The sequence below is a fragment of the Nostoc sp. genome (assembly GCF_036916575.1).
GTDB lineage: Bacteria > Cyanobacteriota > Cyanobacteriia > Cyanobacteriales > Nostocaceae > Nostoc.
This window is the reverse complement of sequence record NZ_JBALGC010000095.1, coordinates 44,961-63,636: the sequence shown is the minus strand read 5'-3', so window position 1 is coordinate 63,636 and position 18,676 is coordinate 44,961. Positions and strand designations below refer to the sequence as shown.

Annotated in this window: 16 protein-coding genes; 14 read left to right on the top strand and 2 right to left on the bottom strand. The window is 41.5% G+C overall.

Annotation, left to right across the window (positions count from 1 at the left end):
* The first annotated feature begins 11 nt into the window (after positions 1-11).
* The 3 genes from V7L29_RS20715 to V7L29_RS20705 all read left to right on the top strand — a co-directional run bounded on the left by V7L29_RS20715 (position 12) and on the right by V7L29_RS20705 (position 3,017).
* On the top strand, positions 12-248 hold the full coding sequence (locus V7L29_RS20715; protein WP_334736668.1) for a hypothetical protein: 237 nt from the start codon (positions 12-14) through the stop codon (positions 246-248).
* Between the two features lie 901 nt (positions 249-1,149).
* Positions 1,150-2,055, top strand: coding sequence for a response regulator (locus tag V7L29_RS20710; protein ID WP_334736667.1), 906 nt, complete (start codon positions 1,150-1,152; stop codon positions 2,053-2,055).
* Positions 2,052-3,017 (top strand): GGDEF domain-containing response regulator, encoded by a 966-nt coding sequence (locus tag V7L29_RS20705; RefSeq protein WP_334736666.1) that lies wholly within the window; start codon positions 2,052-2,054, stop codon positions 3,015-3,017. The genes V7L29_RS20710 and V7L29_RS20705 overlap by 4 nt, the downstream gene beginning before the upstream one ends.
* Before the next feature lie 180 nt (positions 3,018-3,197).
* On the opposite strand, the gene V7L29_RS20700 is transcribed toward V7L29_RS20705, so the two are convergent.
* Positions 3,198-4,334 carry a cob(I)yrinic acid a,c-diamide adenosyltransferase gene (locus V7L29_RS20700; protein WP_334736665.1) on the bottom strand — a complete coding sequence of 379 codons (1,137 nt, stop codon included), beginning with the start codon at positions 4,332-4,334 and terminating at the stop codon, positions 3,198-3,200.
* Between the two features lie 225 nt (positions 4,335-4,559).
* Here V7L29_RS20700 and fraC point away from each other — a divergent pair, with 225 nt between their 5' ends.
* From fraC to V7L29_RS20650, 10 genes are all read left to right on the top strand, one after another.
* Entirely contained in the window at positions 4,560-5,099 is a 540-nt protein-coding gene (gene fraC / locus V7L29_RS20695; protein WP_334736664.1) for a filament integrity protein FraC, read from the top strand.
* 60 nt (positions 5,100-5,159) lie between these two features.
* The gene (gene fraD / locus V7L29_RS20690; RefSeq protein WP_334688483.1) at positions 5,160-6,167 is read left to right on the top strand and encodes a septal junction protein FraD; all 1,008 of its coding nucleotides are present in this window, start codon (positions 5,160-5,162) and stop codon (positions 6,165-6,167) included.
* A 68-nt stretch (positions 6,168-6,235) separates the two neighbouring features.
* Positions 6,236-7,015: an ABC transporter permease gene (locus V7L29_RS20685; protein WP_334688482.1), complete on the top strand. Its 780-nt coding sequence runs from the start codon at positions 6,236-6,238 to the stop codon at positions 7,013-7,015.
* 357 nt (positions 7,016-7,372) lie between these two features.
* Positions 7,373-8,029 (top strand): pentapeptide repeat-containing protein, encoded by a 657-nt coding sequence (locus V7L29_RS20680; RefSeq protein WP_334688481.1) that lies wholly within the window; start codon positions 7,373-7,375, stop codon positions 8,027-8,029.
* A 243-nt stretch (positions 8,030-8,272) separates the two neighbouring features.
* Positions 8,273-8,446 (top strand): hypothetical protein, encoded by a 174-nt coding sequence (locus tag V7L29_RS20675; RefSeq protein ID WP_334688480.1) that lies wholly within the window; start codon positions 8,273-8,275, stop codon positions 8,444-8,446.
* 115 nt (positions 8,447-8,561) lie between these two features.
* Positions 8,562-10,118, top strand: coding sequence for a hypothetical protein (locus V7L29_RS20670; RefSeq protein ID WP_334736663.1), 1,557 nt, complete (start codon positions 8,562-8,564; stop codon positions 10,116-10,118).
* 640 nt (positions 10,119-10,758) lie between these two features.
* On the top strand, positions 10,759-12,108 hold the full coding sequence (locus V7L29_RS20665; RefSeq protein ID WP_334736662.1) for a glutamine synthetase family protein: 1,350 nt from the start codon (positions 10,759-10,761) through the stop codon (positions 12,106-12,108).
* Between the two features lie 18 nt (positions 12,109-12,126).
* Positions 12,127-13,254, top strand: coding sequence for an amidohydrolase family protein (locus tag V7L29_RS20660; RefSeq protein WP_334736661.1), 1,128 nt, complete (start codon positions 12,127-12,129; stop codon positions 13,252-13,254).
* A gap of 545 nt (positions 13,255-13,799) precedes the next feature.
* Positions 13,800-14,648: a hypothetical protein gene (locus V7L29_RS20655; RefSeq protein ID WP_334736660.1), complete on the top strand. Its 849-nt coding sequence runs from the start codon at positions 13,800-13,802 to the stop codon at positions 14,646-14,648.
* Positions 14,649-15,038: 390 nt separating this feature from the next.
* Positions 15,039-16,505, top strand: a complete 1,467-nt coding sequence (locus tag V7L29_RS20650; RefSeq protein ID WP_334736659.1) for a hypothetical protein — start codon at positions 15,039-15,041, stop codon at positions 16,503-16,505.
* Between the two features lie 706 nt (positions 16,506-17,211).
* On the opposite strand, the gene V7L29_RS20645 is transcribed toward V7L29_RS20650, so the two are convergent.
* Positions 17,212-17,514 carry an acylphosphatase gene (locus V7L29_RS20645; RefSeq protein ID WP_334688474.1) on the bottom strand — a complete coding sequence of 101 codons (303 nt, stop codon included), beginning with the start codon at positions 17,512-17,514 and terminating at the stop codon, positions 17,212-17,214.
* A 606-nt stretch (positions 17,515-18,120) separates the two neighbouring features.
* Here V7L29_RS20645 and V7L29_RS20640 point away from each other — a divergent pair.
* A complete protein-coding gene (locus V7L29_RS20640; protein WP_334736658.1) occupies positions 18,121-18,498 on the top strand; it encodes a DUF1823 family protein in 378 nt (125 codons plus the stop codon).
* The last annotated feature ends 178 nt before the right edge of the window (positions 18,499-18,676 follow it).

Below are 18,676 nucleotides of genomic sequence, written 5' to 3'. Positions count from 1 at the left end.
ATAACATAATTATGCCAGAAAATACGGATAACAAAGCTTCCAAATCAGACAATCAGGCTATTGCCTATAAAGAACGCCTCAATTCTTGGGCGATCGCTCGTCTACTTCCTAATACGCAACGGGAGATTGTTGCTCGCTTCCGCAGCCGTTCTGATGCCGATGGCTATATGCGGCACCTCCCTCAGGAAATACCAAATACTTCCTACATGGTTGTTTTTGATTGTCAACGCGAAGAAGCTGTAATTTAAAGTATAAGTATAGGCAATAAAACCTATCCTGAAAATAGGGAACAGCCCTGAGGTGAGAGGGAACAGGGAAAGAGATTTTCGTTCTGAATTGTGTTCGGATAACGGTACTTTACGTTCACTCTGTTAACAATCATCTCTTGCAAAAGGGACTTTTGCACTCTTGTGGTGAAAAGGGAAGGGTTAAAGGGAAAAGGAAAATTCAATCCCTTTAACCCTTGCTCTTAATCCCCACTACCTTTTCTTGTGATCATGGGCGTAGCTTGCTTAAAAGTAGGGGTACAGAAAGCCTGCCTCTGGGTATCTATGCATTTGTGGTAAAGTTAGGGCATGATCAAAGAATTTAAAATGCGTAAGCGTAGCCCCTCAAAGACATCGCTTAGAACTCCAGATTGCACTTCAGGCTTCACTTAAAAATTCTAGATGTTGCCAAAGAGTATATAGACTTTTATCCTTGATATTCTACCTTTTCAAATCCAAGTTTCCGACCTACCCTTGCCAATTCACCAAATAGTAAGCCTTTGCGTGTCTATGTTGGTGAGCCAGTAATTTTAAGTTTATTCGCTTGGGTAGCACATTAGCGAATGCGAGTATGTCTTGTAGAGAAGCTTAGTAGGGCACGGCGTAAATCCATTTACCATCTCAATTAATAAAACTTAAGGCTTAAGCCCCTTGTTAAATGTAGACAAACTTCCGCTACGGTGTACTAATAGGGATAATTTACTGTGATCAAAAAACGGTAATTATAACCAGAAGTTATTAAGTTTTTCTGCCAAAACAATATTATATACAAATATTTTACTTAAAAGTAAATTCCGTAATTACCCCCTTGCTATTAATATTTTAAATTACTTAAAAGTAAAAGTTAGCGCAATAAGCCCTGAAAGTGCTGGAGGGTTAATAAGTGGTCAAGCAGCTAAGGCCGATCCAAGCCAGTATTTCTCATTTTCCGTTGGTTGATCGGCATTTGCCTCATCGACTGCCACTGCGGATTCTTCTGGCAGAGGACACAGTTGTCAATCAGAAAGTTGTCTTACTGATGCTAGAGAAAATGGGTTATGGGGCAGATGTCGTAACTAATGGGCTAGAAGTGCTCAAGGCTTTGCAAAAACAGCCCTATGACATAGTGTTGATGGATATCCATATGCCTGAAATGGATGGGTTAGAAGCAACTCGGAGAATCTGTCAAGAATGGGGAGTGGGTTTTCGTCCCCATATTATCGCCATAACTGCCAATGCAATCCGGGGCGATCGCAAAGTCTATCTTGCTGCTGGTATGGATGACTACATTAGCAAGCCTGTTCAACTTCAAGAGTTAGCTGAGGCACTCAGCAAATGTCCACCCCAAAAAAGTTTTGAATTCACTTCCATAGTCAAACAAGGTAAAGTGATCAGCTTAGAATTGCAACCTTCGCAAAATATCCTACAAGAAAGGCAAAACCAGACATTAAAAAGCACCAAAATTGATCCCAAAATTCTCCAATCCTTGCAGAATATGCTTAGAGGAGATCCTGTGGCATTTGCTGAACTGATCGAGTGTTATCTTACAGAGACATCGAGACTGATGCAAGATATTAGCACAGCTATCAGGACTCAGGATACCCAGACTATATGGAAGACAGCCCACAAACTCAAGTCCAGCAGTGCTTCTATTGGAGCGATCGCTCTGGCGCAGCTTTGCAAGGTGTTAGAAGCACAGGGAGGTAGCAATAAATTAGAAAACAGCCTAGAATTACTCTCGCAACTATACCAGGAATATGAACAAGTTAAAACTGCCTTAGAAAAAGAACTTGTCAAGGAAGTACCATGAAAGCCACTGCTCAAGAAAGTCAATCTTTAGTTCTAATTGTTGATGATGAACCTTTTATGCGCCTGATATTACGACTTTTCTTGGAGCGCGAAGGGTATCAAATAGCAGAAGCTGAAAATGGCATAGAGGCAATAAATGTTTTTAACCAACAGCACCCCGATATAGTACTCCTTGATGCCATAATGCCGGATATGGATGGTTTCGAGTGTTGCACTCAGTTACAGCCTCTTGATTGTAGCAAGCACACTCCAGTTTTAATGATTACAGCACTTGAAGATCAAGAGTCAATTGACCGTGCATTTGACGTGGGGGCAATGGATTATGTTAACAAACCGATTCACTGGCCAGTTTTGCGACACCGGGTAAAACGCTTGATTCAACAATCTCAGTTACAGCAAAAACTAGAAGCTGTTAATTTGGAATTGCAGCGATTAGTTACTATCGATGGATTAACTCAAGTAGCTAACCGCCGACAGTTTGAAGAGTATTTTAACCAAGAGTGGCAGCGCCTGAAACGCGATCAACGTCCGCTCTCCCTGATTCTTTGCGATGTTGATTTCTTCAAATTATATAACGATACCTATGGTCATCGGGTAGGCGATCGCTGTCTTCTAGAAATTGCTAAAGCCATCAAAGATATTATTAAACGTCCCGGAGACCTAGTTGCCCGTTATGGTGGGGAAGAATTTGCTGTGATTTTACCTAACACAGACAGCGAGGGGGCGACTTATGTTGCCGACAAAATTTGCCATGCTGTCCGAACACTAGCAATTCCTCATAAAAATTCCCAAGTTAGTCCTCATGTAACTATTAGTGTTGGGTTCACTACAGAAATTCCTCAGCCGAGTTCTGACTTGGAAGAAATGATTACCGCAGCGGATGCGGCGTTGTATCAAGCAAAGGCAGCAGGACGCGATCGCTTTGTAAAAAATACTCTACTACCCAAAAGTAAAAATTCCTAGTAGTGCGCCAAACTTCACACATTTCCACCCTATTTTCAACATATCGGTTTGTTTTATCGTCTGCTTATTTTATCCCTTGAAAATGCTCCCCTCACCTTTAAACCATTCATCCAAGACGGATCAATTAGATAAATTTGTTATGTTTCTAGAGAATTTAGCATATCAACTAATTAGCAACGCCTAAAAATCTACCCCTCGTTTAAGTTCTACACCTTGGTTAGCATAGTGTTTGTGGCAATAAACCTCTGAGTGAACGCTAGCCAAGTCGAAGTAGGGCGGTGGATTTTGGCAGCGACCAGTGATGATGATTTCGGTGTCGCGGGGTTTGCGGAGTAAAGCTTGGACAATGGGTTCAACGGGGAGTAGTTCTAAGTCAACGGTGGGATTGAGTTCATCCAGAATAATAGTTTTATACAGTCCAGAGGCGATCGCAACTTTAGCGATTTCCCAACCCCGTTCGGCTTCTACGTAGTCTAATTCTTGCCGGGAATTTCGCCAGACAATCGCATCTCGACCACAGCGCTGATGATCCACCACTTCTGGATATGACTGCTGCAAGGCAGCGATCGCTGCGTCTTCTGTGTAGCCAGTACCACCTTTAAGCCACTGCATAATCAACACACGGGTAGACCCTGGATGATTGATTCCCCTACCAATGGCCTGTAAGGCTTTGCCCAAAGCACTAGTAGACTTACCTTTACCACCACCAGTATAAATTTCAATACCTTCAAGGAAAAGGGCTTTGGCTGTTGGGTGGTGTTGGGGTTTCATTTCTGAGTGTAAATCTGCAATATCAAGCAACTTTTGCGGTGCGGCGCGTCCGGTAGCAATGATTTCCAACTCTTGGGGTTTGGATTTTAATGTATTTACCACTTCATTTACTGGTAGCAAACCCAAATCTAGAACAGGGTTAATTTCATCCAAGACGACAACTGAATATAAACCACTGGCGATCCCACCTTTGGCCACATCCCAACCCCGCCCCGCTTCATCTCGGTCAAAAGTGGTAATTTCCTCATGCCCAAAAAATTCGGCTCTTCCAGTGCGAACCTGGTCAATTAAATGGGGAAAACCGCGCTGCAAAGCTGCGATCGCTCCATCTTCGTCATAATCACGTTCCGGTCCTTTTAAAAACCGCAGTAGTAAAACACGGTTAGAATTGCTAGGCGTATTTATCCCCAAGCCAATGGAACGCAAAACCACCCCCAAAGCCGCTTGAGACTTACCTTTACCCACGCCATCATAGACGTGAATTTGACCAATGAGCCGTTCCTGGCGCACTTGCGCCGTGCGAATACCAATACCGTTCCTTGTCATCTTTGGAAAAGCTATAACGTGGCAGTCTTTAATCTTACCTAACGTCTTGTACTCTCAGGTAAAGAAACTGCCCCTTTAGCACTTCCGTACAATGTATTAACAATATCAATAAAGGAATACTTGCACACCAGGATGGTAAAGGATAAGAACAATGGGATAATTTCCCCCATCACCCTCACTATCCCAGTTATACTCTCTACAGTTAACCCTTACCGTTGACCATTTATGCCTGAAAATTGGATGCTTCCCAGGATTTTTCCCATTGGTGGAATTCTGTTTGACTTTTTATTTGTACTGATTGCCATGTCCATCGAAGCATATGTTTTGCACTATCGACTAAAATTTGACAAAAAATCCAGCACTTTTTATGCTATTTCTATCAATCTGTTTTCTAGTGTAATTGGTTGGATCATATTTTTTGTATCAGAACCATTGTTACCGATACAAGTGAAATCAGAATTAATTAACTATATGTTTTTTAATAATTTTAAATCTCCGAAGACACAAACTTTAATTATCTTAACTGCCTTTATAATTTTCTTCGCTACTTTTTTGATGAAGTTTTTCATTTTAAGGGTTTTACTACTATCATTAAACGAACCAATTTTTAAAAAGCAAGAGGAACCTCAAATATCTCAACGACCACGATGGCGTCGTTTTAGCAATCTTAAATTACAAAGTGGGAATTTAGTTGCTACTATATTAATAGCGAATTCCCTGAGTTATAGTATGATAACAGTTATTTTATTAATTCGCTTCAAGTAGCAAGAATTAACTAGTTTTATGTTGAGTAAAAATAATGATTAATCAGGTGAAAACAGGAACATGAATACGCTACTTAAAGATGTATTTGGGGTTTTTAAATTTGCTGAAGGGCTTTATGCAGGAATTAGAAAGGTATTAGTTCCACCCAAAGCTTATTCTTGGCAGACATTTATTTATTTAAGTGTTTTTTCTTGGGTACTTTCATATTGTGCAACAGGTTATATCAAAGATATTATTGCCTTTTTCGGTTGGTTATTTTTAATTGCTGGTACAGCTTGGTATACAACTGAAGATCCTTTGAGGGTTCCTGGTACTTTTATGCCAGTCGGGGCAGTAATAACTGGATTTTTAGTGAGTGTTTTTGCATTTGGAAATCAACAGGATGTAATTACACCAAGAACAATAGTTTTTTGGCCGACAATTTCAGCACTAATTACGGCAATACCAGAATTTATTGAAGGAAATGACACCGACGCTAAAGCTCGAATTCCTAAGCCAGAAGACCGCCAAAGAATCATAATTTTAGTTGCTAGTAGTATGCTGCTAAGTTGCTGGATTCAGTTTTACTTTGTCATGGATAATTGGTTACGACAATATCCCAGTTTGCAGGCAGATACTTTTAAGCGTAGTACCTTTGTTGTCAGAACAGAACAACCAGTAAAAATCCCCAAAAATGGCGTTGTCATTCTAGAGAAACTTCAACCAATAGTAGTAGAACAAATAGCCCAAACATCTTGGTCGGAAGTGGAGAAATGGTTGCTAGATGCGAAACAGCGAGTAGGAAGTCTGGGTAAGGAAATAATTGAAAAGAACCTGAGTAAATATGAAGAGAAGGAATTATGGCGCGTTGAACCGCGTGTAGCTAATACTAAGTCTGGATATATATTAGATTTATTAAGTATTTGGACAGGCCCGAGTTCTAACCCACGGGGCTATTACTTGAAAAAATCTTGTCGGATTGAACCAGTTGCAGCAGCCAATAGTTCTGGGAATAAGATTACAGTTGCAGAAATTGAATGCGATCGCCTTAGTAAATTTATTCCTGGAGCACCGCCTCCGCAGCAGTGAGGAGTGGAAAATGGGGCAGTGGGGACAAGAGTAAGAACCGATGACTAATGACTAATGACTAATAACAAATGACTATTAACAAAATTTTTGTATTGGCAAAGAATGTATTTCAGGAAGTAGTACGCGATCGCATCCTATATATTATTGGTTTTTATACGCTAATACTCGCCACTGCTTTCCGCGTCCTTCCTGAATTTGCAGCTACGACTGAAGACAAAATGTTTTTAGACTTTGGGATGGCGGCGATGAATGCCATCGGGTTAATTGTTACGATATTTGTTGGTACGGGACTGGTTAATAAAGAAATTGAAAAACGCACTGTCTTGATGTTAATTGCTAAACCTGTCAGCCGCAGCGAAATAATCATTGGCAAATACTTGGGTTTATCCGCAGTACTAGCTGTACTTATCGCCACGATGACAGCAATTTATCTGGTATTTCTGCAATTTGGTAACATTCCTCATCCAACAGTAAGCATTCTAATTGCTGCAATTTTCTTACTTTTGCAGTTGTCATTAATCACCGCTGTGGCTATTACCTTCGGTGTTTTTACTGCTTCTCTGCTAGCGACTATTTTAACCTTTGCGGTATATTTAATCGGAAATATTACTCCAGATTTAGTACAACTTGGGCGTCTTAGCCGCAACCCTGGTATGGAAAGTTTAACTCAAGGTTTGTTTCTCATCTTGCCAAATTTATCTCGATTAGATTTGAAAAATGATGCCGTTTATGGTCTGCAAGCACTACCTGATACAACTGCACTGATTACAAATGCTGGCTATGGCTTACTTTATAGTACCATGTTGTTAGCGATCGCTATTCTTATTTTTTCACAACGCGAATTTTAGTCATTGGGGAGCCACTGCGTTGGGCGGCTCTGCCGACTTAAAGCAAGTGGCGTCATTGGGGGAGCAGAGGAGCAAACAGAAAGTTTTTCCCTCCAAACTTTAAACTCCAAATTCCTGTACAGACGCGATTAATCGCGTCTGTACTCCTAATTCCTGTTATATGAATATTTCCTGACCTATGTCAGCATTTTTTGTTTTAAAAATCACTTCAAAAACCTATTTTCAGGTAATTGGCGATTTTTTAATAATTTATTTTTGATTATTTACTGAGCTTATCTCCATTTGGGGTGTACTCTCAATATACGGATAACTACCACACTCGACCTTTAAGATAAATTATACCCAGAGGTGAATACCATGAAAAACTATGCTGATAAGCAAGAATTTATATTAAGTCAAATCACAAATAAATATTTTCAACGCCGAGATTTCAGTGGATGTGACTTGAGTGAAGTCGATCTCAAAGGAATTGATTTAAGTGGTGTTAACTTCATAGGAGCGGATTTGCGTGGTGCAAATCTGTGTGGGTGTGTCCTCACTCGTGCTAATTTAAGTGGCGCAAATTTGATGCAAGCTAGCTTACGTGAAGCTAATTTGTATGAAGCATCTTTGTGTGAAGCTAATTTGATTAATGCTGATTTAACACAAGCAAATTTGTGCGGAACTTTTTTATGGCGGGTGAAATTCATAAGTAGTAATCTTTTAGGTGCTTCTTTGTGTGATGTGGATTTGAGAGAAGCAGACCTAAGTGAAGCCAAATTAATTGAAGCATCGCTGATTGAAGCTAACTTAAGTTTTGCAAATCTCGCAGGAGCAAAGCTATGTGGAGCAAAATTACTAGAAGCTAATTTGACTCAGGCCAATTTAACTGGTGCAGACCTGACATGGGCAAATTTAACCAAGGCAAACTTGAGTAAGGCAAATCTTTGGGAGGCAAAGCTAATTTATGCGAAGTTTCGGGATACTATCATGCCTAATGGCACGATTGAGCAACCTCAGATAGTTATTTATTAGACATAGCAATGAAAAAGAATGTAGAGACGTAGCAGTGCTACGTTTCTACAAAGGTTCTTAAGCCAAAACCCTTTTAAAACCTCGTTTACAGCCTCTGGTTGAAAATCAAGATTGTAGTGTTAAACGAAAGATTGTCATATTCGCGTAGCGTCTCGTAGAGAAGGTTCCGCCGCATCTGTCCCCAGTGCTGAAAAATGGTCACATGAGGCGATTGTTGCAAGGTCAAATGCGCGGCCGGAGCGTATGCAAAAACTGAAACTTGCGGCGAATTCGGAGCAGAATCCAGGCTTTGACTTCTTGCAAGAGTGCTGGGACGATGATCCGGCTTTGCAAATTGTGATTAAAAAACTATTGGCGAAGTTTCCGCAGTGGGGTATCGTTTGTGTGGATGGGGCGCTGGTGAAGTGGAATCAGTAGCGTTCGTCGTAGTTTGAGGGGTATGTTTGTAAAGGTTTGTAAAATTTTTAAGTTTTTGCGAAAAATTTGAGTTTGAGAATGAAATTTTATTAGGTTAATTGCTAAATAATAATGTGTGAATATTAATCAGCCACTTCAGTACATTCTCAAACTATGCCTTTTGGCAACAACTGTTAATGCTCTAGCTGTCAATTTTGTCGCTGCTGAAGTGCAACCTTTTGGCCAAGATGGTAGACATGGGGTAGATGGTCGCTCTGGACGAGATGGGAACTCTGCTACCGAGCAAATAATTCGCGTTAGCGAACAACTACAACCGATTGACCTCTCCGGTACAGATGGCGAAGCGGGAGAATCTGCTACCTCTGGTGAACAAGCTTCTGGATGCCAACAGCCGCAGGATGTAACAGTGAATGTATGCGGTGCTAAAGGCGGCAATGGCGGTAATGGTGGTCATGGTGGTCATGGTGGTCATGGCGGTAATGCTACTATTTACTTTGAGTCATTATCTCAACTCAAGAATGTGGTGTTACGTAATCGAGGCGGGAGGGCAGGTGTTGGAGGAAAGGGCGGACAAGCAGGTAGTGGATGTAACTGTACTCAACCGCGCTGGAGTGTAAACTACTGTACTTGGGCATTGATGGCGCAACAAATCAATGTAGCTAACGCACAGTGGAATGAAATTAACAGAGAATTATTTCGCTGTACGGGTGATGCGTTTTATGACGAACAACAATATCGACCCCAGCAGCTTCCAAATTTAGATCCAAACTACCGCTATGGCTGGAAATATATTGGTCTATCACAACAGAGAGATTTTATTTGTGAGAATGGCCTTATTGGTCAACCGGGACGCAACGGTATAGATGGGGAACCTGGTAGTTACGGTCAAGTTTTGTTAGTCAAGGGTACAGAAATTCCTCAAGAACAAATTAGTTATGGCGATCGCGTTAGCCTGTTAGTCGATCGAAGCATTGGGCTGATCAAGAAAAATTTGTCGAAAAAAATGGGGCTACAGAGTCTACTGGGTACTGGTTCGGATGTCCGAGATAGTTATCGTTTATTAGAAACCGTCCAAAATTCTTTTAAAGTGTCTTGGCAAACTGTTAAACGCCCAGAAGATTTAGGAGATCCTCCGCTCAAAGCTGAAATTACTGAATCGGGGAAATTAAAATTTTATATTCCAGGCACATTGGAATATAAACTCAATAATTCGCCAAACCAAACCGAAATTGTGATTACTGGAGGTATTCACCCTAAACGTTTAGGACGTTTTAAATTTAAAGGATTTGATCGCTTGCGCGATCCCCGCAATTTTACTCTTTTAGATGAAGGTAAGCTTCTGGGCGAGTTAAAAACGGTTAAATTGACAATTATTTTGTCCCAGAACAACTCCAAAGTCAGCGAGATGCCTTACCCACTTGATCCACGTCGGCCCTATCCTCACTGGGCAGATGCTTATCCGATCAATTTGGGCGATCGCTTTGATTCTTGGCTTCAACCAGGGCAACCTGTTGAGTATGAAATTCGCATTGAACAAACTACCCGTTCCGGAGTCACCTATACATCTGGAATGAAAATTGGTTTCGTTGTAGATAAAGTTACTCATTCTCCCGATATTCAATACTACTCAGGAACGACACTAACAAATCTCTTAAGGCTTTTAAATAAGTAGCCAGGAAAAGTTTCGGAATTCATAATGTACTACAAAAAAGGGAAGAAGCCGCCGACGGCTTCTTCCCTTAACAATAATTATCTATATGGCATACAAACGAGCGATCGCTATAGTTGAGCGCATCTTCATACAGAATTGGTATCACTTTTAGTTTTGGTCTGACTTTTTACGGTATCTGCAAAACCTCACTTCCATTCCTCTCCCCTAAAAGGCTACGGTATACACCAATACGGTTCAGTTAGCGCCAAAAACCTTTCAGGATTTACGGAAAAACTCTCTGGAACTCTTATTCCTTTGTGTCCTTTGCGACGGCAGTCCCTCATGGGGGAGACCCCCAAGACCGCGCTGCCTCCCCTTTGTGGTTCGTTTTTCTTAATTTTCGGGTAAGTCCTGCTCTTAACTGAACCGTATTGCGGTATACACACAAGTATTTTGACCTGCAATGCGATTGTATTAGCTGACAATGCGATTGTATCGATTGACAATGCGATTGTATCGGCTGACAATTCGATTGTATCGATTGACAATGTGATTGTATCGGTTGACAATGCCAATGCACACCCTACGTTATCTAGCAACTTTAAAAGACTTGTGTATACACGGTAGCCTTTAAACCTGAATCTTTACAAAATAACTAGCAATGGTTGAAAAAAATAACTTTAAAAAAACACTTAAATATTTTGAAGAAACTGGTGTCAAATTCGTGCGAGTTCTTTGGTGCGATAATGCTAACATTATCCGTGGCAAAGCCGTACATGTGGGGATGCTAGCTCACTACTTTGAGCATGGGGTGGGTATTTCCGTAGGGCAGCAGGGAATTCCTGTGATGTATGATGCAGTTGTGCCAGAAACTGATTTAGGGCCAGTAGGTGAAATTCGCTTAGTACCAGATTGGTCTAGCCTCAAGCCTTTACCTTATGCTCCTAATCATGCTCGTGTTATGGGCAATATGGTACTAGATGGTTCTGCTTGGCCATTATGCCCGCGAGATTTCTTGAGGCGGATGATTGCGGCAGCCGAATCTAATGGCTGCCAAGTGCGGGCAGCATTTGAAAATGAGTTTTACTTACTTCGGCAAACACCTGAGGGAATCATTCCTGCCGACTCCACAGTTTTTTGCTCAACTCAGGCAATGGATCTCAACCGAGAAGTAATTGATGCGATCGCGGATGCATTAATCGCTCAAGACATACCTGTAGAACAGTATTATCCTGAATCTGGGCCCGGTCAGCAGGAAATTTCCATTCGCTATACCGATGCTTTACAAGCAGCTGATTGGCAGATTGCTTTTCGAGAAACCGTCAGAGCGATCGCCTACAACCACAACCTGATCGTTTCCTTCTTACCCAAAATCTTCCCAGATGCGGCTGGTAGTGGTTGTCATATCCATCTAAGCCTTTGGCAGGGCGAGAAAAACCTGTTACCTGACCCACAGGGAATCTGTGGTCTTTCTGGGGTGGCATTACAATTTATTGGTGGCATTCTGCACCATCTGTCGGCAATGATGGCACTAACTACCCCAAGTACTAATTCTTACCGCCGTATTCTTCCTCATAGTTGGAGTGGTGCTTTTCGCTGTTGGGGATTAGATAATCGGGAGGCAGCTGTGAGAGTCCCCAGTGACCCTGGTTTGGGCTGTCCCAGCCACTTGGAATTGAAAACTGTGGATGCCTCAGCTAATCCTTACTTAGCTTTAGGAGCAGTGATTGCCGCCGGACTTGATGGTGTGCAGCGTGGTTTAACACCTGGAAACCCGGTGAATCAAGACCCGGGATATTTATCAATTGAAGAACGCAATGCTAATCAAATAGATCCATTACCAGATAATTTGGGGCAAGCGATCATTCACCTTCAGCAAGACGATATTCTATTAACAGCTTTAAATCCCCAGTTAGCGAAAGCTTTCTTAGCAGTGCGTCAAGCAGAGTGGCTAGCTATGAAAGATTGGGACTTAAAGGCAGAAGTGAAAACTTTATTAGAAAAATACTAGCGATCTGATTACCTATCAATGAATCTAGCTGACATTCCTTTAATTGACCAACACGCCCACAACATCTTAAGACCAGAAGTTGTGGGCCAATATCCTTACGCGGCTGCCTTCACTGAAAGCTATGATCCAGAAATCATCAACTACCACGCCCGTCATACGTTCTTTTATCGGCGTAGCTTGCGCGAGATTGCAGCTTTATTAAACTGCGAAGCTGAAGAAGCAGCAATTTTGGCACAGCGGGAAAGTCTAGGATTAGAAGAACTGACGCAGATTTATTTTCAGGCTGCTAACCTAGAGGCGATTTACTTAGATGATGGTTTGCAGCCAGAAACAATTTTACCTCTATCGTGGCATGAAAGGTTTATTCCTGTGCGACGAATTCTGAGATTAGAAGTATTAGCAGAACAGCTAATTCCGCAATCAGAAGATTTTGCAACTTTTTTAGCAAGATTCAACAGCGAACTTGATCCACCACCCCAAACGGTGGTGGCTTTTAAAAGTATTGCCTGTTACCGGAGTGGCTTGGATATTCAACCTGTAGCCGACGAGGTGGCGGCGGCTCATTTTGACAACCTCAAACAACAACTGCAAAATCAACCTCTGCGACTGACTGATAAATCCCTGATTGATTTTCTGTTACAACAGGCGTTATTAATAGCAGCGAAATATCGCCTACCAGTGCAATTACATACTGGCTATGGTGATCCCGACTTAGATTTACGATTGGCTAATCCCCTAAATCTGCGATATTTACTAGAGTTACCCCAGTACCGCCGTGTACCATTAGTATTGCTACACGCTTCCTATCCTTATATGCAGCAGGCTGGTTATTTAGCTTCTGTATATCCCCAAGTTTATTTAGATTTCGGTTTGGCAATACCTTTTTTAAGCGTATCCGGGATGCGGGAAACAATCAGGCAGCTGTTAGAATTAACTCCCACAACTAAATTAATGTATTCCTCTGATGCACATTCAATTCCAGAATTGTACTACTTGGGTGCAAAGTGGGGTCGCCAGCTTTTGGGAGAAGTGCTGGAGCAAGCAATTGCAGATTCTGACATTACTGTGGCTGAAGCAGAGGCGATCGCTGTAGCAATTTTACGTGAAAATGCCTTAGTTCTCTACCAATCAACGCACGAAATATAGGACTCATATATTCGCTAACCCAAAAATCATGTTTTAGACCACAGTTTTCTGGCTTTTTTTCAGTCCTATTACATATTGACAAATGCACCATAACCTTAATCTGTTACGAATAGTCACGTAGTAGAACATCAAATAAAAGTGATGCAGCCTCAAATCAAGGCAGATTAATTAAGTATCTAAATATTTGACAAATTTCTCAAAAGATTATTCATTGCAATCTAATATTTAATCAAAATTTAATTTACTCACCCAAAATTTTAGTCAAGTTTTTTAATGTATTGTCTATAAATATCTAATCTTTTGATAAATACATCAAAAGATTTTCCATTGTCCTTAGAAGTTAAATCAGATAAATTGTAAATGTTAAGTAGCATTGACTAAAAATTGATTATCTACACTTTATAAGATAACAAAATCAACCAATAGCTACTAACTACTTTTGCTAGCATAATAACATAAAAGTCATCATCAAGACTTAATATTGTCTATTTTATGTTGCCATGCTAGCAAGATTTTTATTCTAAGAATTAGGAGGATTAGTCCGGATGGCAGATTTGAATAATAGTGGTACCGATAACTCTTCTACTGCCGGGAACAATGTATTGAGAGATTCACCTTTCGGTCGCTTGAGTGCAGTTCTCAGTGATGAAGAACTTTCTAAGATATTCAGTGGTGCTGGTAATGGAGAAGGTAGCGGTAGTCCATTTGGTGGTAGTGGTAGTGCTAGTGGTAGTAAGCCTGATTTAGCCTATGGTGGTAATCCTTTCGCTGGTGACAACTTTTGGAATATCTTTGCAGGCGGTAAAAATCCATCCGCAGGCAGTGGGAACCAGGTTAGTACCACCGACCCTTTGACTGGTGTTGGCAGCCAGGGCAGTAGTATTAGCACCACTGAAATACCGGACGGATTCGGTTTGAAGGTTACTATTGATAACCTAGTTAACTCAAGGCTTAAAGAGGCACAGAGTGGCAGCAAAATCCCGTCATCTGGTAGTGGCGGCATCCCATTATTTGGTAGTGGCGGCATCCCGTCATCTGGTAGTAGCGGCATCCCATCATTTGGTAGTAATGAAATCCCATCATTTGGTAGTGGCGGCATCCCGTCATCTGGTAGTAGCGGCATCCCATCATTTGGTAGTAGCGGCATCCCGTCATCTGGTAGTAGCGGCATACCATCATTTGGTAGTAGCGGCATCCCATCATTTGGTAGTAGCGGCATCCCGTCATCTGGTAGTAGCGGCATCCCGTCATCTGGTAGTAGCGGCATCCCATCATCTGGTAGTAGCGGCATCCCATCATTTGGTAGTAATGAAATCCCATCATTTAGTAGCGGTGCTGGTGGCGGCATCCAATCATTTAGTGGCGGTGCTGGTAGCGGCATCCCGTTCCCTTAGTAGCGACAGTCATTAGAATCTTTGGAACAATGATGAGTTCTTCAGTACATACTATCTTAGTTGACTATGTTATGCACTGAAACTCTTTATTAGTAAGGACTTTAGGTAAGATTTTCTATCAGGTTGTCAGTGAAGATGATTAAAACAGTGAACAGTAAACAGTAAACAGAAATCATTAGCGTATGGTGGGGGATTTAAACCCGCCACCAACGCTTACCACCAATTGGTGGGAAACTAAAACCCAAGGACAAACACCTCATTCTTTACTCTCTACTGATAACTGTTAAAGCCTTTATTTAGAGAAATTGTGGGTTGAGCAAATTCATACTTGACATAAGATGTACTGAAGACCCTAAAATTTTTTAACTAAAAATAGGAGAATTAGTACTAATGGAAGCGTCTGCTGTCAATTCCATTAATAGTGGTGTTAATAGCTTTGGTGCCACTGGCGATCGCAACCTGTATAGCGGTAGTTCCTTTGCTACCAATAGCAGTTTGTATACTGAAAGCAGCTTGTTGACGGGTGGTAGCAACCCCTTTGCAGGTAACAGTGGCATTCCAGGTGTCGGTAGCAACCCTTTTGCAGGTAACAGTGGCATTCCAGGTGGCGGTATCAACCCCTTTGCAGGTAACAGTGCCATTCCAGGTGGCAGTATCAACCCCTTTGCAGGTAACAGTGCCATTCCAGGTGTCGGTAGCAACTCCTTTGTAGGTAACAGTCCCATTCCCGGTGGCGGTATCAACCCCTTTGCTGGCGATGCTGGCAGTAAGCTTCAGCAATTAATCTTTGATCGTTTGAAGTCAATTCTGGGTGAGAATTTTTTCCAAGACACTAACAATACATTAGCAAGTGGAAGTAACCCATTTCTAAACGGTGGCAATCTCATTGCAAGTGGCGGTATTAACCCCTTTGCTGGCAACAGTAGTCCGATCGCAGGTGCTGGAAGTCTGCTTCAACAATCGCCTTTCGATCCGTTGAGAGAAGTCCTTGGTAATAATATACCCTTTAGTAACGGTGGCAATACGTTTAATGCTGGTAGTAGTAACCCTATTACTAGTGCTGGTAGCCCATCCTTTAATAAGGGCAACGCACCCGTTGGTAAGAGCAACAGGAACTTTGGTAGTAACAACGCAACCATTGGTAATTTTAACTCGGACTATGGCAGCAACAGCGCAACTATTGGCAATGGGAACTGGAACTTTAATAATGACAACGCAACTATCGGTAATGGCAACTGGCTATTTGCAAAGGGTAACACTACTCTTGGTAACGGTAACTGGTATTGGGACAACGGAAGTAATAATGCAACACTAGGTAATGGTAATTGGCACTTTGGAAGTAACAACGCAGCCATTGGAAATGGTAATTGGGACTTCGGTAGTAACAACACAATTATTGGTAATGGTAACTGGGTTTTTACAAGTGGAAATGAAATCATTGGTAATAGCCAATGGCTAGTGGATAGTAACAACACAACCATTGGAAACATCAATAACCCCAGCAGTTTAAAGTTATCTCCGCAAGGTATCAAGACTGATGTTAACAATCTGATTGACTCCCTTATAGGTAAAATAGGTCAAAATTTTATTGGGTTCACAGGAGATTTTGATGCATCCAGTAGCCAGACGTTTAACCGACTCATCTCTTCTAGAAGTGATGGTATTAATGACACTAATATATCTAAGGATATTGAGCAACTTTTGGCATCACTCAGCCCAATTCAAGGAAATGTAATTGATTATCAGTTTGTGCAAAACCCTCAGCCTGTCCCAGAACCTGTTTCTTCAGTATCGCTGGTAGTAATGGGACTTATGTGTTTACTGTTGTCAGTATTCAAAAAACAACAACGCTGTTAACGTAAATTTAATTCCTCCAAGCTTCTCAAAATTTCTCTACAGTTATTCCGCCTTGGAATTAGACTTTGCAATGTCCACCCTCTAGTGCTTTATTCATATAAAACCCGCTATAAATCAATACGCTTGGGTTAAGGCTAAAACTCTTTCTTCAAGTGAATTTTTTTAACGAACCGCCTTCTCTACGAGAGGCTTCCGCCAACGCGCAGCGTCTCATAGAGAAGGACGCAAAGGACGCAAAGAGAAGGAAGAAATTCTTAACCCAAGCGTATTGCGCTATAAATTCCTTCTGTTCCTTCTCTGCTTTGGGTTCTTCTCTATGAGACACTACGCGTAGCTTGCTTAAGAGCAGGGGTACGCGGACTCGCTTTGCGTGGCGCTAACTGGTGCAGTCGCTCATGGGGAGCCAGTGCGTTGGGCGGCTTTGCCGACTTGTACCCTTACAGGGAAGCAAGCTACGCGCAGCGTCTTCGACAGGAGAAGCAACTGGCGTGGAAGCCCCTGTTCCCGCGCTGCTTCACCGCTTTGCGTCTACGTTAAAAAAATTGACTTTGACAAAGAGTTAACCCTTAACCTAAGCGTATTGACCAATAACCCAATACGCTTAGGTTAAGCCTTTTTTTCTCTCCCTGCTTCCCCTGCCTGCCTTAACGGATAAATTTCTTTAATTTAAGCGTATTGGCCTATAACCTGTTCCCTTGTAAACTCTCTACTCAACCTGCTTAACTTCAAATCTTTGCAACCCTTCCGGTACTTCATACTCAACCACAACATCTTTAACCACAGCAGCAGGTGGTCCAGAGTAACACCAGCGAACCATGTTATCTACAACCTCTCGCGCCCCTTCAAAGACTGCCTCTACTCGACTATCGGGGAGATTCCGCACCCAACCAGTTAATCCCAACTGGCTAGCTGTATCCACAGTGGCATAGCGATAGCCCACTCCTTGGACTTGGCCAGAAATGAGTACATGGGCGCGGATGATCTTTGGCAGTGCTGTGGAATTCTGCATAGACTGGTCTAATCTTTACGTTCTAGTCTACCTAGTTTGTGTATACACAACCTGTTTTTAACTCTAACTGGTGAAATTAATCCCGGTCTTCCTCATCATCGTCATCACCGCGATATCTGTACTCGCGGTCTTCGTCATCACGATTTCTGTAGTGGCGATCGCGATTATCCCACTCTTGATCACCTCGTTTATGGTTGCCACCGATTATATTTTATATTTCTAAACAAATCCTCTATTCCCATAATGTTCTTCCTAATACCAGTTTGAAAAATGATTGCGACAGATGAAGGTCTCAAAGCGATTACCAGTAACTCTTTCCCAATCTAAAATCGTTTGACTGAGCGAATGCAAGAGCGTCTCGTAGAGAAGCCGAAATCTAAAATCCAAAATGGTATGAGTTAGTGAATCACCTTATTTAGGGTCACTTTAGTAGTTTGTCTAATGCTTGTGGCAGATAAATCTTCCAGCAAGTGTAAATAAAAATCAAATCATCCCTATCTCTGGAAGTGTAGTAGGGTAGTGATAAAGTGTTTTTTCCTAGCTACTAATTGTTGTAAATTTAATTAATCACTAATCTTTTTTTCAACTGGGAATTTTAAATTATTTATGTCTAACCTGCCACCACTCAATACAGAAACAATTTGGGCAATTCTCGACGATAAACTTGATGATGCCACAGTCAATCAATTGCTATGGCATTATTTAGGCTATCGCTATGATTCCTCAACTGCACAATGGAACACTAGCCAAGTTGCACCAGAATGGCAGGATGAGTATCCACAACCACCAGATTTCATTGAATCTCGCCCCGCAACAGTCAAGTTGACTCGTTCCATTCCTGCTGAAAATAAACAAATGCTCAAAGAAAAACTTGGTTTTAAAGGTTACAAAATTGGTGAATTTGGTCCTCGGCAAACTCGCAGGGCGACAGCGGCAAATTGGTTGTTAAGTTATCTCCAACAAACCAACGACAAAATTGAGTAATATTCTCAGCAGATATTTGGCAAATAATATCCTATTTTTAGCGAATATCTGCTTTATTAAAATTTCATAAAAAACTATTAATTTCTTTGAAAAATTTATACATCTGTATGCAATATAATTTCAAATTTAGTATTATTAAAGACAGAAGCTGTAATCCAGTCAATCTGTCTTTTCGTCA

Coding starts and splice junctions, on each gene's coding strand:
- V7L29_RS20660 (WP_334736661.1), top strand. CDS start 12,127: ATGAATCTAGCTGACATTCCTTTAATTGACCAACACGCCCACAACATC.
- V7L29_RS20680 (WP_334688481.1), top strand. CDS start 7,373: ATGAAAAACTATGCTGATAAGCAAGAATTTATATTAAGTCAAATCACA.
- V7L29_RS20655 (WP_334736660.1), top strand. CDS start 13,800: ATGGCAGATTTGAATAATAGTGGTACCGATAACTCTTCTACTGCCGGG.
- fraD (WP_334688483.1), top strand. CDS start 5,160: ATGAATACGCTACTTAAAGATGTATTTGGGGTTTTTAAATTTGCTGAA.
- V7L29_RS20650 (WP_334736659.1), top strand. CDS start 15,039: ATGGAAGCGTCTGCTGTCAATTCCATTAATAGTGGTGTTAATAGCTTT.
- V7L29_RS20685 (WP_334688482.1), top strand. CDS start 6,236: ATGACTATTAACAAAATTTTTGTATTGGCAAAGAATGTATTTCAGGAA.
- V7L29_RS20645 (WP_334688474.1), bottom strand. CDS start 17,514: ATGCAGAATTCCACAGCACTGCCAAAGATCATCCGCGCCCATGTACTC.
- V7L29_RS20700 (WP_334736665.1), bottom strand. CDS start 4,334: ATGACAAGGAACGGTATTGGTATTCGCACGGCGCAAGTGCGCCAGGAA.
- V7L29_RS20705 (WP_334736666.1), top strand. CDS start 2,052: ATGAAAGCCACTGCTCAAGAAAGTCAATCTTTAGTTCTAATTGTTGAT.
- V7L29_RS20675 (WP_334688480.1), top strand. CDS start 8,273: ATGCAAAAACTGAAACTTGCGGCGAATTCGGAGCAGAATCCAGGCTTT.
- V7L29_RS20640 (WP_334736658.1), top strand. CDS start 18,121: ATGTCTAACCTGCCACCACTCAATACAGAAACAATTTGGGCAATTCTC.
- V7L29_RS20665 (WP_334736662.1), top strand. CDS start 10,759: ATGGTTGAAAAAAATAACTTTAAAAAAACACTTAAATATTTTGAAGAA.
- fraC (WP_334736664.1), top strand. CDS start 4,560: ATGCCTGAAAATTGGATGCTTCCCAGGATTTTTCCCATTGGTGGAATT.
- V7L29_RS20715 (WP_334736668.1), top strand. CDS start 12: ATGCCAGAAAATACGGATAACAAAGCTTCCAAATCAGACAATCAGGCT.